The sequence below is a fragment of the Halobacterium sp. R2-5 genome (assembly GCF_011734195.1).
Lineage (GTDB): Archaea > Halobacteriota > Halobacteria > Halobacteriales > Halobacteriaceae > Halobacterium.
The window spans coordinates 1,307,893-1,321,604 of record NZ_JAANTH010000001.1 but is presented as its reverse complement, the minus strand read 5'-3'; the positions used below and the strand labels follow the sequence as shown (position 1 = coordinate 1,321,604).

The following is a 13,712-nucleotide window of genomic DNA, read 5'->3' as shown; positions in this document are numbered from 1 at the left end:
CGCGAAAAAGGTGGGTGACCGCCCGGGCCCGGTACCCGCGATAGACTTTAGACCGGCGGCGGCCAACGCCCGTGCATGGCCCCATCCGGCGACCCGGACGCCGACGAACCCGTCCTCTCCCCCGAGGAGCTCGACATCGAGGCCCGCGAGGAGGTGGCCTCCATCGGGGACGACCGGTACGTCATCGGTCCCGACGGTCCGCCGAACCCGCCCGAGGACGGCGAGGTGGAGCCGTCCGAGGACGACGGACGGGCGGACGCCGACGAGTCGCCCGACGACGAGGACGATGCCGAGGAGGCGGGCGGGAGCGACGACAGCGCGGGCGAGGTCACCGGCCGGGACGTGAAGCGGTGGCTCGGCGACGAGCTCGCCGAGCACGACGCCGAGTACGCCTACCGCATCGCGGCCAAATCCGAGGACTCCATCAACCACCAGCAGCTCGCGACCGACGACATCGGCGCGGCGTTCGACGGCCTGCTCGTCTGGTACGCCCAGCAGGTCGCCGCCGGCACGCCCGTCGACGAGGCGCTCGGCATCCTCCTCTCGGAGTCCAGCGTGCAGGCGCGCTACCCGACCGCGCGTCTCGTCGCGTACCTCGAAGCCCACGACCTCGGGCCCGACGACTCGATTCGGGACCTCGTGGAGACGGTCTCCGAGGAGGACGGTCTGGTCTTCCCGAAGCGCCGATAGCGCCGAGTTTTCCGCGTTGATAACCGCCGCGAAAGGGTTTTATCGGTGGTCGTCCGTCTCACGGGCATGATGAATCTGGAGGGCGGCGACCGAGCAGTCGAGACGGCCGCCCACGTCGTCGAGTTCCAACTCGGCAACGAGGTGTGCGCCATCGACATCGACGCCGTCGACAGCATCGTCGAGTCGAAGCAAGTGACCCGGGTGCCGCGGGCGCCCGAAGCCGTCGAGGGCGTGATGGACCTCCGCGGGGAGACCACCGCGATCGTCGACCCGCGGGAGTTCCTCGCCATCGAGGGCGACCTCGCCTCGGACAACATCCTCGTGCTCGACCGCGCCGACGACAAGCAGAAGATCGGCCTGCGGGTCGCGGAGGTCACGGAGGTCTCCGAGTACGCCGACCTGCAGGTCGACACCGGCGACGACCTCGACCGCATCGGCACCGCGGCCGTCGAGCGCGACCTCGTGAAGGGCGTCATCCGGAAGCTCAACGAGGAGCTCGAGGAGGACGAGGACATCGAGGACGCCGACGTCGACCTCGTGCTGTGGCTGGACATCGACCGGCTCATCGACGCCGTCGCAGACGACGAGAACGGCGACAATCAGCACTGATAATCGGTGAGGAGGGTTTATTAGCCCCTTCCCCAAACGAGGGAGGCATGGCGAAGCAGGTCCTACTGGTGGACGACTCGGAGTTTATGCGGAATTTGCTCCGCGAAATTCTCGAAGAGGAGTTCGAGATCGCGGACGAGGCAGAGAACGGGGTCGAAGCCGTGGAGATGTACAAGGAGTACGACCCCGACCTCGTGATGATGGACATCGTGATGCCGATCCGTGACGGCATCGAGGCGACCTCGGAGATCAAGGACCACGACCCGAGCGCTCACATCATCATGTGTACGAGCATCGGACAGGAGGAGAAGATGAAGAAGGCCGTGAAGGCTGGCGCGGACGGCTACATCACGAAGCCGTTCCAGAAGCCCAGCGTGATGGACGCCATCTCCGACGTGTTGGCGGCATGACGACGGCGCTGGTGGTCGACGACTCGCACTTCATGCGGACCATCATCAGCGACATCCTCGAGGACGGCGGCGTCGACGTCGTGGACACCGCGGCCAACGGCAAGCAGGCCGTCAAGAAGGTCGAATCCATCGACCCGGACGTGGTGACGATGGACGTCGAGATGCCGGAGATGAACGGCATCGAGGCCGTCGAGGCCATCACGGACCGCCACCCGACGCCGATTCTGATGCTGTCCGCGTTGACCACCGAGGGCGCCGACGCGACGCTGGAAGCGATGGAGAAGGGCGCGGTCGACGCGTTCGCGAAGCCCGGTGGCACCATCTCGACGGAGCTCTCCGGCCACAGCGAGGAGCTGGTGGCCACCGTCGAACGGGTCGCCGCCGCGGACCCGGAAGCGGGCAACGACGTCGAGCAGACCGCGCCGACCACCGCGCCGACGACGGACGCGGAGTACGTCGACCACCCGACGCTGCTCGTCGGAGCGTCGACGGGCGGGCCGAACGTCGTGGAGTCGATTCTCGGCGCGCTCCCGCGGGAGGCGGACTTCCGCGTGCTCGTCGTCCAGCACATGCCCGACCAGTTCACGTCGCGGTTCGCCAAGCGCCTCGACCAGACCAGCGAGTACGACATCAAGGAGGCCGACGACGGCGACCGCATCAGCGGCGGCGAGGGCCTCGTCGCGCGCGGCGACTACCACATGCAGGTGTCGGGGTACTCGAACGGCCGGCTCCGGGTGCGCCTCGACCAGAGCGAGCGCCGCCACAGCGTGCGGCCCGCCATCGACGTGACGATGGAGTCCGCGGCCGAGCGCGTCACCGACCCGCTCGTCGCGGTCGTGTTGACGGGGATGGGGACGGACGGCGCGGAGGGCATCCGCGCCGTGAAGGGAGCGGGCGGCGCGACGTTCGCGCAGGACGAGGCGACGAGCGCGGTGTTCGGCATCCCCGACCGCGCCATCGAGACCGGCTGCGTCGACGACGTGCTGCCCGCGGACCGGCTGACCGAAGCGATCACTGATTCGATACGGAGGAGTTCCTGAATGGACGACTACCTGGAAGCGTTCGTACGCGAGGGCGAAGAACACGTAACCAACCTGAACAACGCGCTGCTGGAGCTGGAGTCCGACCCCGGCAACGAGGAGGCGATGGACGCCATCTTCCGGACCGCCCACACGCTGAAGGGGAACTTCGGCGCGATGGGCTTCGAGGACGCCAGCGACCTCGCCCACGCCGTCGAGGACCTCCTGGACGCGATGCGCCAGGGCGACCTCGCGGTGACGGGCGACCGGATGGACCGCATCTTCGAGGGCGTCGACGAGATCGAGGCGTGCCTCGACGAGATCGAGGCGAGCGGCGAGGTCGAACGGGACGTCTCGGACACCGTCGAGTCCGTGCGCGCGGTCCTCGACGAAGCCGGTGACGAGTCCGGCGAGGAGACGGCGGACGCCGACGAGGCGGCGGCCCAGCCCGGCGGCGAGGACGAACCGGACGCGGACCCGTTCGCCATCGTGGACCGAGACACCGTCGAGAGCGTCGACGGCCGGGTCTTCCTCGTGGAGGTCGACATGGGCGACTCCCAGATGAAGGGCGTCGACGGCATGTTCGTGCTGGAGGCCGCCCAGGAGTCGTTCGACCTGCTGGGCGCCGACCCCGGCGTGGACGCCATCAACGACGGCGAGTACGAGGACGGCTTCGACCTCGTCGTCGGCAGCGACGTCGACGACGTCGCCGCGACCGTCCACGGCTTCCCGAAGCTCACCGACGCCACGGTCACGGAGCTCGCGGACAGCACTGGCGGCGCCGACGGGCCGGCGGACGAACTGGCGGCCGAAGACGTCGACGTGGAGGCGTTGGCCGAAGTGGGAGCCGGCGAGACCGAAGCGAGCGCCGAGCGTGCGGAGTCGGAGCCGAGCGACGACGCGGACGAGGACGCCGGAGACGGCGCCGATGAAGCCGAGGGTGGCAGCGACGCGGTCGCCTCGACGGACACGGAGATTCAGTCCGTCCGCGTGGACGTCGACCAGCTCGACGAGCTCCACGGGCTCGTCGAACAGCTCGTGACCACCCGCATCAAGCTCCGTCGCGGGATGGAGAGCGGCGACCGGCAGGTCGCCGACGAACTCGACGAGCTCGACAAGATCTCCGGGAGCCTCCAGGACACCGTGATGGACATGCGGCTGGTCCCGATGAAGAAGATCGTCGGGAAGTTCCCGCGGCTGGTACGGGACCTCGCGCGGGAGCAGGACAAGGACATCGAGTTCGTCGTGGAGGGCGACGACGTCGAGCTCGACCGCACCATCCTCACGGAGATCAGCGACCCGCTGATGCACCTGCTGCGGAACGCCGTCGACCACGGCATCGAGCCGCCCGAAGTGCGGGAGGCCAACGGGAAAGACCCCGAGGGGACGGTGACGCTGTCCGCGGAGCGCCACCGCGACCAGGTCATCATCGAGGTGCGCGACGACGGCGGCGGCATCGACCGCGAGCGCGTCCGCGAGAAGGCCGTCGAGAAGGGGGTCAAGTCCCGCGAGGAAGTCGACGAACTCACCGACGCGGAGGTCGAGGACCTCGTCTTCCACCCGGGGTTCTCCACGAACGACGAGGTGACCGACGTCTCCGGGCGCGGCGTCGGGATGGACGTCGTCCGCGACACGGTCTCGCGGCTCGACGGCTCCGTCTCCGTCTCCAGCGTCCCCGGCGAGGGGACGACGTTCACGATGACGCTGCCGGTGACGGTCGCCATCGTGAAGGTGCTGTTCGTGGAGAGCGGCGGCGAGGAGTACGGTATCCCCATCAAGACCGTCGACGAGATCTCGCGGATGAAGCAGGTGAAGTCCGTCGACGGCGAGGAAGTCATCACGTACGACGAGACGGTCTACCCGCTCGTGCGCCTCGGCGACGCGCTGAACGTCCCCGGCGAGACCCGCGAGGACGACGGGATGCTCGTCCGCATCCGCGACACCGAGCGACAGGTGGCGGTCCACTGCGACGACGTCCGCGGCCAGGAGGAAGTCGTCGTCAAGCCCTTCGAGGGCATCCTCTCCGGGATTCCGGGCCTCTCCGGCGCGGCGGTCCTCGGGGAGGGCGACGTGGTGACCATCCTGGACGTGTCGACCCTCTAACCATGAGCACGATGATAGACATCCGGCGGCTGCAGACGGTGAACGAACTCGCCCGCGAGGGCGCCTCGACGGTCGCGGACAACCTCAGCCAGCTCACCGGCGTCGACACCGAGATGGAGATCACGAAGATCAACGTCCTCGACGTCGAGGACCTCGGCGCCCACCTCGGCAACCAGAAGCAGGTCGGCGTGAACGTCCCGCTGACCGAGAAGCCCTACGGCTCCGTGCTCGTGCTGTTCGACGACGCGAGCGCGCGCCGCGTCGCCTCCACGATGATGGGCGGCATCGAGAGCGACGGCGGCGCGTACAGCGACATGGAACGCTCCGCGATCCGCGAGGTCGGCAACATCATGACCAGCGGGTTCATCGACGGCTGGGCGAACGTCCTCGGCCGCACCATCGACATCTCCACGCCGAACCTCTTCCGGGCCTCGGGCGACGACATCGTCGCGCACTGCGTCGACCCCGGCGAGCACGAGATCGCGATGGTGTTCGACGCCACGCTGTCGGCGCCCGACGCGGACGTCGAGGCGAAGATCTACTCGTTCCCGGACATCGAGGAGTTCGTCTCGATGATCAACAGCATCTGATGCGCGTCGACCTCGACTCGCTGGCGTCGTTCAGCCGGACGGGCGCGGAAGGCGGTCGGCGCGCCGCGGACGCCCTCGAGACGCTGACCGGCGTCCCCGCGCACTGCGACATTTCGCGGACCACGCTCGTCGACGCGGACGGTCTCGCGGCGTTCCTGGGGGGCGCCGCCACCCGTATCGCGGTGCCGTTCGACGGCGCGCTCGCCGGGCGCGCGCTCGTCTCCTTCGACGAGCCGTTCGCCGCCAGGGTCGCCGAGGAGACCGGCCTCGGCGGCGACGCGCTCCCCGAAGTCGCGAACATCCTCACCAGCGGGTTCGTCGACGGCTGGGCGGAACAGGCCGACGAGACCATCGACATCCGACCGCCGGAGCACGTCGACGGCGACGACTCGCTCGTCGGTGACGTCGCAGTCGCCGACGGCGCCGCGTTCGTCTTCGAGAGCCACATCGGCCTCGCGGGCGTCGACGGCGCCTGCCGGTTCGCCGTGCTGCCCGCGCCCGACGAGTTCGTCGACTACCTCGGGGACGACGGCTCGCTGTCCCCGGACGCGCTCGCCGCGTACGCCCAACTGACCGCGCACAGCGCCGACGCCGTCGCCGACCACCTCGCCGCGATGACCGGCATCGACCCGGACGCCGTGGAGTCCCACTTCGACTTCGTGCCCGTCCAGGACGTCCCGTCGCTGCTCGACGACGCCGCCTACGAGGGCGCGGTCTTCGAGAGCGACGGCCCCGTCCGAACCGTGCTCGCGGTGCTGTTCGACGAGGACGAGTCCGGCGCGGTCGCGGACGCGCTCGTCCCCGAGAGCGACCCCGACCCGGCGCTCGCGGAGAGCGCCGTCGCGGAACTCGGGAACGTCACCGCCAGCGGCGTCCTCGACGGCTGGGCGAACGCCCTCGACGCTACCATCGACGTCTCCACGCCGTCGCACGTCCACGACGACGGTCGCGCGGTCCTCGACACGGTCGCGGCCGCGTACGGCCGGCACGCCGACGCCGTCGCCGTCGTGGACGCCACCGTCGCGCTCAGCGACGACTTGACGTGCCGGGTTTGTGCGTTCCCCAGTCCGGAGGACGCCGACACAGTCGCCGAGATCGCGACCGAGCTCTCCGCGAGCGACGCCGACCCCGAGTTCCCGCCGGAGTACGACACGGAGGGTGAGGGGTCGTGAGCAGCGAGACGCGGAAGGCCCGCGTCAGCGTCGCCGACTGGCGGGTCACGGACGCCGACGACACGCTCGTCACGAGCGGCCTCGGCTCCTGCGTCGCGGTCGCGGTCTACGACGAAGACGCCGCGGTCGGCGGGCTGCTGCACGCGATGTTGCCCGCCGCGCCGTCGCCCGCGGAGACGCCCGCGAAGTACGTCGACTCCGGGCTCGACGACATGCTCGCGGCGATGTACCGCCGCGGCGCCGACCCCGACAGCGTCGCCGCGAAGCTCGTCGGCGGCTCCGCGATGCTCGACATCTCCGTCGGGGACGCCATCGGCGACCGGAACGTCGCGGCCGCCGAGCGAGCGCTCGACGAAGCCGACATTCCGCTGCTCGCGTCCGAGACCGGCGGCAGCACCGGGCGTTCGGTGACCTTTTCCCCCGCCAGCGGCGACGTACGGATAGACCGCGTAGACGGGGTGGACGTGATTTGACAGAGTTCGAAGACCTCCTCGAGTTCGTCGAGCGCGAGACGACGTTCGCCACCAGCTACTACGACGACGCCTACCTCGACCGCCGGGTATCCGCGCGGATGCGCCGTCGAGACACCGACACGTACGCCGAATACCTGGACGTGCTCCGCGAGGACGAAGACGAGCGCGCGGCCCTCCTCGACACGCTCAGCGTCAACGTCACGCAGTTCTTCCGCGACAACAAGGTCTGGGCCGCGCTCGAAGACGTGCTCGTCGACACCGACGGCGAGCGCCCGTCGGTGTCCATCTGGTCGGCCGCGTGCGCGGACGGCCGCGAGCCCTACTCGCTCGCGATGCTCGCGCTCGACGCCGGCCTCCCGCCGCGGGACGTCGACATCCTCGCGACCGACATCGACGAGGACGCCCTCGACCGCGCCCGTCAGGGGTACTACGAGAGCACGCGCACCGCCGACATCCGCGACCAGCTGGACTTCCTCGACGACCCCATGGAGTACGTCGAGGAGCGCGGCGACCGCGGGTTCGTCGTCGCCGACCACGTCAAGGACCTCGTGACCTTCGAGCGCCACGACCTCATCACCGACGACCCCAAGTCGGGCTTCGACCTGGTCTGCTGTCGGAACGTCTGCATCTACATCGACAAGCAGTACAAGCGCCCCATCCTCGACACCGTCAGCGCGTCCCTGCGCCCCGGCGGCCACCTCGTGCTCGGCCAGACGGAGACGCTCCCGAGCGGCGTCAAGGAGCGCTTCGAGGCCGCCGACCCCCGCATCCGCATCTACCGCCGGCTCGACGAAGCGTGACGGTGCGACGAGAAGAAACGCTTATTCTACCTGACTGACCAACTACCCCTAACACGAGGGGCCATGTCGGAATCAGCCATCGCGGACTTCGTCACGTCGTTCATCCCCGACACGGCCACGCACGCCGAACCCGTGCGCGGCCGCGTCGTGATGAGCAAGCGCCGCATCGTGCTCGCCGCGGAGAGCGAGCAAGTGACCATCCCCCTCGGCGGCGTCTTCGACGTCCAGCACGAGACCGCGCCCGGCGACCTCGCGGCGTTCTTCGACGACACCGTCACCATCGCCTACGAGCGCGACGGCGACCGCCGCGTCGCCGTCGTCGAGGGCGCCGGTGACACCGTCGAACGGTTCGTCATCCTCGTCTTCAAGGGCCTGCTGAACGGGTCGAAGGTGTACGCCAAACACCCCGCGCGCCGCGGCGGCCGCGTCACCGACCAGCCGTTCGAGTCGGGCGGCCTCTTCGTCTCCCCCGGCACCGTCGAGCTGCGCGGCGACGTCGCCGCCGAACTCGACGTCTCGACGGTCACGCACTTCGAGCGCGTCGAGCGCGAACTCCGCGGCAGTACGCGCTCGATGCTCTCCGTCCGCCACATGGGCGACACCGGCCCCGTCACGACCGAGCTGGCCCTCGACTCCGGCCGGAAGATGAACCTCCTCGGGCGCTTCATCCGCCTCCGCTACACCCAGCTCAAGCAGGAGCTCGCCGACGTCGAACTCACCAGCGACGAGATCGAGGCGCTCGTCGCCATCTACTCCAGCGGCCCGGACGCCAACCTCGCGACTGTGCTCGGCGTCGACGCCAGCCGGCTCACGATGTTCCTCAACGACCTCATCGACAAGGATCTCGTCCGCGACGACGACGGAACCTACCTCACGTCGATGGGCCGCGCCGCCGTCAGCGAGCACATCGAAGACGTCAACATGTAACTGCTGGGCGGCGCTGCGCCGCAAAACCGGAACCGCGCGCTACTCCTCGTTGATAGCCTCGCTCGCGATGTTCCGCCCGCGGGTCTTCATCGTCACCTCGCGGCGCTTGCGCACCTCCTCGAGGACGTCGACCTCGATGAGTCGCTCGAAGATGCTCTCGACCTCGTCGACGTCCATCCCGAGGAAGTCCGGAATCTCGAACGACGACACGCCAGAGTACAGCGCCATCAGCACGCGCTTCTCCGTCTCCGAGAGGTCCACGGAGCCCTGACTCTTCTGGGCCTCCTTCGTCAGCAGCGACTCCAGAATCGAGCACGTGTGCGAGTCACTGGAGAAGTACGTCTGCACGCTCGTGTCCTCGACGGTGTGCTCGACTTTGAGCACGGGGCTCTGCTCGCCCTGCACGTCTAGGGAGGCGGCCTCCGCCGACCCCACGTCGTCGAGGTCCACGGAGACGAACGACCCGCTCTGCAGCGCGACGCTCAACTGCTCGTCGTCTACCTTGATGCGCGCGCGCTCGAAGGACCCGTCCTGCACGACGCCGCCTTTCACCGCCGGGTGTTTCACCAGGAGCTCCGTCTGGTCGAGCAGGGCGCCGTAGAGCTTCGTCTCGAACTGCTCGGTGTTCTCGCCCATCGACACCAGCACCACGCTCTCGGAGCTCATCTGCAGGGAGACGTAGTCGCTGACCTGCGCGACGGTCTGGTTGACGTCGTATCGGCCGCTCAGACTCGACACCTCCGACAGCGGGAGGCTGCGCTTCCCGTCGTTGCCCGCGAGCACGATGCGCTTGTTCGAGAGGAGGATGCGGCCGTTCGTCCACTCCGCGTCCTTCATCCGCCGGCCCTCCTTGACCGCCTGCAGGAACTTGCCGGCGCCGTCGGCGATCTTGTACTCGGACTCGCTCATTCCTCTCCCGCGAGTGGACGTGCGCGCGCCCCAGCCCCGTCGTTCGCGTGCCGGCCCGACCCGTCCGTACTCATTGCTTGGCGTAGTTATTCAACTGCCGCATATAACGTTTTGCGTGCGATTCTCGGAATTGAAACCGCCACACGAAGCACGGGTCGACTGCAGACGTCGACCCGTCAGGAGTGCCCGCCGAGCTTCGATATCGCCGAGAACGCCCGCCGCCGGACCTCCGCGTTCTCCGTCTCGTCGACGAGCTTCTCAAGGCGCTTTCGCGAACGCTCCCCCCCGACCTTCCCGAGCGCGAACGCCGCCATCGCGACCGCGTCCTCGCCGTACTCGTCGGTCTCGACGACCTCCAGCAGCGCCGTCTCCACCATCCGGCCGCCGATCTCTGCCAGCCCCGTCGCCGCGAACTGCGAGATGAGGTCGTCGTCCTCGCCGAGTACCTCCCGGAGCGCCTCCACGGCCTCCATCTTCGTCGACTTCGCGCCCGCGACGCGCCCCAGCATCCAGACCGCGTTCCGGCGCTGGTGAATCTGCGTGCCCTCCTCGATGATCTCTACGAGCGACGCCACGATAGACGGGTCGCTGCGGGCCGCCATCCGGTCGACGATGGTCTCCCGGAGCTCGTGGCTGCGGTCCGGCGGCACGTTCGACAGAATCTCGATGAGCGAGAACACCGCCGCCCGCCGCACCAGGTCGCTCTCGTCGCCCAGCCGCTCGACCAGCGCGTCCACGGGTTCGGCGGTCTCGAACTGCCCCAGCGAGCTCACCGCCGTCCGCCGCATCTCCTCGCTGTCGTCGTCGACGACCTGTAGCAGGCCGCGCAGCGCCGTGTTTCCGTTCAGCCGGCCGAGCGCCTCCGCGGCCTCACGGCGCACGCCGAGCGGCTGCCCTTCGAGACACTTCACGAGTACGCCCGCGACGGACGGTTCCCCGATGCGGCCGAGCGCGCGAGCAATCCGCGCCCGTACCTCCGGATGCGGTTCCGACTGCAGGCGCTGAGCCAGCGGCTTCGCCGAGTCCTCCACGGCGAGCAGCCCGAGTACGTTCGCCGACGCCATTCGCAACTCCACGGTGTCCGCGGTGAGGCTCTCCACGAACGCCTCCGCCTGCGCCCACGTCGCTCCCGTCTCCGGGACCGACTGGCCCAGCCCCTTCATCAGGGCCTCGACGGCCTCCTGTTGCGTGAGCGCGTCGATAGCCGCCGCACGGACTCCCGCGTCCTCGTCGCTCATCGCCTCCACGAGCGCGTCCAGCCCCTCCGAGCCCGGGTCGTCGAGGTTCCCGAGAATCTCCGCTGCGCGGCGCCGAACCGTCTCCTTCTCGCTCTCCCGGAGCAGTTCGACGAGCTTCTCGACGTCACCGGAGCGTTCGAGCCCGTACAGCGATGGCACTATCGCGGCGCTACGGAGAGAACGCATAAGTCGGTGTTGGTGCCTGTGCGCCACGCCCTCCTCCCGAGCCCTACGAGACTGTCCGTCCTCCTAACACGAGGACCCAAGCGACAAATACACCGGTCGCATAGGCGCCGCCATGAGCGAAGACGACGGTGTGACGCCCAGTAGCCCACCGAACTCCGAGTCCGGAGGGGACGACACAGGCCCGCTCGACGTCTCCCGGCGGACGATGGTTGTCGGTGCAGCCGGTATCGGCCTCGGCTCCGTCCTCGGCATTAGCTACGCCGTACTCGGCGACTCGGACCCGAACCAGACGCGGACTGTCGAACCGACGGAACCCAACGAAGACGGGACGGCGACGCTCGGCGAGTTCCACTACATCCTCGAGAACAGCGGCGCGGAGAACGCGCGCCTCGACGTCACGGAGTTCGTCTACTCTCCCGACGCCGCTGCCGTCGAGATCTCGTATCGCTCGCGAACTGAGGAAGTCGAGGACGTTCCGCCCCAGCGCCAGCACGTCCGAGAGGTCGGCCAGATGGCGCGCATGTACGCCGAGTACGTCGCCCAGGACGGCGACGAAGCCGACGTCGTCCACGCCCACATCGAGAACCCCAACGAGGCCGCCGAGCAACCCGACGGCTACCTCGTGCGCCGCGAGTGGGTCGAGAAGTACAACGGCGGCGAGTGGGACGGCACCGAACTCCTCAACACCGTGTTCGCGAGCGGCTACACCGACGAAGCGCTCGAAAACGAGACGGCGGATAACACCACGACGGCGTCGCCGACTGACACCTCCGAGTAGCGTTCCGGTCTGTTCTGCTGTCGCTATCGCTGTTCGACCTGACGCACGCGAAAAAAGTGGAAAGCCGAGTGGAGCCGATTACAGCTGGACCGTGCTGCCTTCGTCGCCGACGAGCGAGTCAGGAACCTGGAGGTTCGCGTAGCGCTGCGAACCGGACTCCGTCGTAATCGTCAGCTCGGCGACGTCGCCCTCGTCGAGGAGGCCGAGCTTGCTGTTGTCGTAGCCTTCGTCGGAGTTCAGCGAGTCGATGGAACTACCGACGTCTTCCTGATCGACATTGGTCGCCGAGTCGGCGCTCGTGTTGTACGCCTGCTGGAGCGGGATGACGATCTCGTAGCGGTCGCTCTCGGAGGTCATCACCGTGTCGTCGCTCTCGGCGGTGATCTTGCTGACGAAGTAGGCGGCTTCGCCGTTGTTCCCGTCCTCGATGACCAGTTCGTCGCTGACGTTCGTCACGACGGGCGCGTCAGCCTGCGTGGCGTGGACGAGGTTCGCGAACGAGTCCCCGCCGACGTACTGGATGCTCAGCCCGGAGAGGTCGATGTCCGCGGCACCCGGCGACTTCTGGACGGCGAGCCGGATGGTGTGTGCCTTCGGTTGGTCGGTCGTGTTCTCGAAGGTCGTGAAGTTCTGGGTGCTGGACTGGTCCGTCGTGTTCAGGATCGGCGGTGCGGTGCCGTCCGTCTCGGAGATGTCACCGACTGCGCCGATGACGTTGATGTTGTTCGCGACCTGATCGGTGCTGTCCTGTCCGGTGTCCTCGGCCTGCGTCTGGAGGACACCCGCGGTGTTGATGAGGACGCCGGCGGCGATCGCGGCGACCAGGACCATCGCGATGAACACGATGAGCGTCCCGATCCCCACTTGACCGCGCTCGTCCTCGTCGTTGATGAATTCGAACATTGTTCTAGTTTACAGCGTGACCGTGCCGCCCTCGTCACCGACGAGCGAGGACGGGACGCGGAGGTTCACGTAGCGCTGCGAACCGGAGTCCGTCGTGACGGTCAGCTCGACGCGGTCGCTCTCCTGAAGGAGGTCGAGGTCCGTGTTGTCGATGTCGACGCTGGAGGGGTCGGCATCGATATCGTCGCCACTCTCGTAGGCGCCCGTGGCCACCTCAACGCCACCGTTGTCGAGGGTCGCGTTCTGAATCGTGTTGCTACTATTGTTCCAGTAAGTGCCAGTCGGGATGACGATCTCGTAGCGGTCGCTCTCGGAGGTCATCACCGTGTCTTCCTCGGTTTCCGCGGTGATTGCCTGCACGAAGTACACGTTCGAAACGTCCGCCTGAGACGTGTTCTTCTCGCTGATGTGGACGAGGTTACCGAACCCGTTCGGGCCGACGTACTGGATGCTCAGCCCCGAGAGGTCGATGTCACCTGCGCCTGGCGACTTCTGGACCGTCGTCCGGATCTCGTAGACCCGCGTGTCGTTGAACGTAGCCTCGCTGGCGTCGTTCACTTCACCGACTGCGCCGATGACGTTGATGTTGTTCGCGACCTGATCGGTACTGTCTGCACCGGTGTCCTCGGCTTGGGTCTGGAGGACACCCGCGGTGTTGATGAGGACGCCGGCGGCGATCGCGGCGACCAGGACCATCGCGATGAACACGATGAGCGTCCCGATCCCCACTTGACCGCGCTCGTCCTCGTCGTTGATGAATTCGAACATTGGTTTGGTTTCTCTGCCCCCACCCGGGACGGGTTTCTGGGGCTCACCCGCAACGAATCGGGAACTATACTAAAAGGTACGCCCCCGGTTATCAGCCGTGAAAAACGCGGTAACCGACCGCTAAGAGCTAAACGTGG

The 13,712-nt window shown here is 67.9% G+C and carries 15 protein-coding genes; 11 read left to right on the top strand and 4 right to left on the bottom strand.

Annotation, left to right across the window (positions count from 1 at the left end):
- Positions 1-75: 75 nt before the first annotated feature.
- The 10 genes from G9C83_RS07115 (at position 76) to G9C83_RS07070 (ending at position 8,793) form a co-directional block, all read left to right on the top strand.
- Positions 76-690: a hypothetical protein gene (locus G9C83_RS07115; protein ID WP_167245399.1), complete on the top strand. Its 615-nt coding sequence runs from the start codon at positions 76-78 to the stop codon at positions 688-690.
- Positions 691-756: 66 nt separating this feature from the next.
- On the top strand, positions 757-1,299 hold the full coding sequence (locus G9C83_RS07110; protein WP_243837913.1) for a chemotaxis protein CheW: 543 nt from the start codon (positions 757-759) through the stop codon (positions 1,297-1,299).
- A gap of 47 nt (positions 1,300-1,346) precedes the next feature.
- On the top strand, positions 1,347-1,709 hold the full coding sequence (gene cheY, locus G9C83_RS07105; protein ID WP_167245398.1) for a chemotaxis protein CheY: 363 nt from the start codon (positions 1,347-1,349) through the stop codon (positions 1,707-1,709).
- Positions 1,706-2,749: a chemotaxis protein CheB gene (locus tag G9C83_RS07100; RefSeq protein ID WP_167245397.1), complete on the top strand. Its 1,044-nt coding sequence runs from the start codon at positions 1,706-1,708 to the stop codon at positions 2,747-2,749. The genes cheY and G9C83_RS07100 overlap by 4 nt, the downstream gene beginning before the upstream one ends.
- The gene (gene cheA / locus G9C83_RS07095) at positions 2,750-4,831 is read left to right on the top strand and encodes a chemotaxis protein CheA (protein WP_167245396.1); all 2,082 of its coding nucleotides are present in this window, start codon (positions 2,750-2,752) and stop codon (positions 4,829-4,831) included.
- A gap of 2 nt (positions 4,832-4,833) precedes the next feature.
- Positions 4,834-5,421 carry a chemotaxis protein CheC gene (locus G9C83_RS07090; RefSeq protein WP_167245395.1) on the top strand — a complete coding sequence of 196 codons (588 nt, stop codon included), beginning with the start codon at positions 4,834-4,836 and terminating at the stop codon, positions 5,419-5,421.
- Positions 5,421-6,593 (top strand): chemotaxis protein CheC, encoded by a 1,173-nt coding sequence (locus G9C83_RS07085; RefSeq protein WP_167245394.1) that lies wholly within the window; start codon positions 5,421-5,423, stop codon positions 6,591-6,593. The genes G9C83_RS07090 and G9C83_RS07085 overlap by 1 nt, the downstream gene beginning before the upstream one ends.
- Positions 6,590-7,066 (top strand): chemotaxis protein CheD, encoded by a 477-nt coding sequence (locus G9C83_RS07080; protein ID WP_167245393.1) that lies wholly within the window; start codon positions 6,590-6,592, stop codon positions 7,064-7,066. Before G9C83_RS07085 ends, G9C83_RS07080 begins: the two co-directional genes overlap by 4 nt.
- Entirely contained in the window at positions 7,063-7,866 is an 804-nt protein-coding gene (locus G9C83_RS07075) for a protein-glutamate O-methyltransferase CheR (protein WP_167245392.1), read from the top strand. The genes G9C83_RS07080 and G9C83_RS07075 overlap by 4 nt, the downstream gene beginning before the upstream one ends.
- A gap of 63 nt (positions 7,867-7,929) precedes the next feature.
- On the top strand, positions 7,930-8,793 hold the full coding sequence (locus G9C83_RS07070) for a CheF family chemotaxis protein (protein ID WP_167245391.1): 864 nt from the start codon (positions 7,930-7,932) through the stop codon (positions 8,791-8,793).
- 39 nt (positions 8,794-8,832) lie between these two features.
- On the opposite strand, the gene cheF1 is transcribed toward G9C83_RS07070, so the two are convergent.
- Both cheF1 and G9C83_RS07060 read right to left on the bottom strand, forming a co-directional pair.
- Positions 8,833-9,702, bottom strand: a complete 870-nt coding sequence (gene cheF1, locus G9C83_RS07065) for a chemotaxis protein CheF1 (RefSeq protein ID WP_167245390.1) — start codon at positions 9,700-9,702, stop codon at positions 8,833-8,835.
- A gap of 176 nt (positions 9,703-9,878) precedes the next feature.
- Positions 9,879-11,099 carry a HEAT repeat domain-containing protein gene (locus G9C83_RS07060; RefSeq protein ID WP_347877782.1) on the bottom strand — a complete coding sequence of 407 codons (1,221 nt, stop codon included), beginning with the start codon at positions 11,097-11,099 and terminating at the stop codon, positions 9,879-9,881.
- Positions 11,100-11,238: 139 nt separating this feature from the next.
- Between G9C83_RS07060 and G9C83_RS07055 the strand changes: the two genes are divergently transcribed.
- Positions 11,239-11,904 (top strand): hypothetical protein, encoded by a 666-nt coding sequence (locus G9C83_RS07055; RefSeq protein ID WP_167245388.1) that lies wholly within the window; start codon positions 11,239-11,241, stop codon positions 11,902-11,904.
- 78 nt (positions 11,905-11,982) lie between these two features.
- Here the strand turns inward: G9C83_RS07055 and G9C83_RS07050 are convergent, their stop codons facing one another.
- Positions 11,983-12,807: an archaellin/type IV pilin N-terminal domain-containing protein gene (locus G9C83_RS07050; protein WP_167245387.1), complete on the bottom strand. Its 825-nt coding sequence runs from the start codon at positions 12,805-12,807 to the stop codon at positions 11,983-11,985.
- 9 nt (positions 12,808-12,816) lie between these two features.
- Positions 12,817-13,575 (bottom strand): archaellin/type IV pilin N-terminal domain-containing protein, encoded by a 759-nt coding sequence (locus tag G9C83_RS16140; protein WP_167245386.1) that lies wholly within the window; start codon positions 13,573-13,575, stop codon positions 12,817-12,819.
- Positions 13,576-13,712 lie beyond the last annotated feature (137 nt).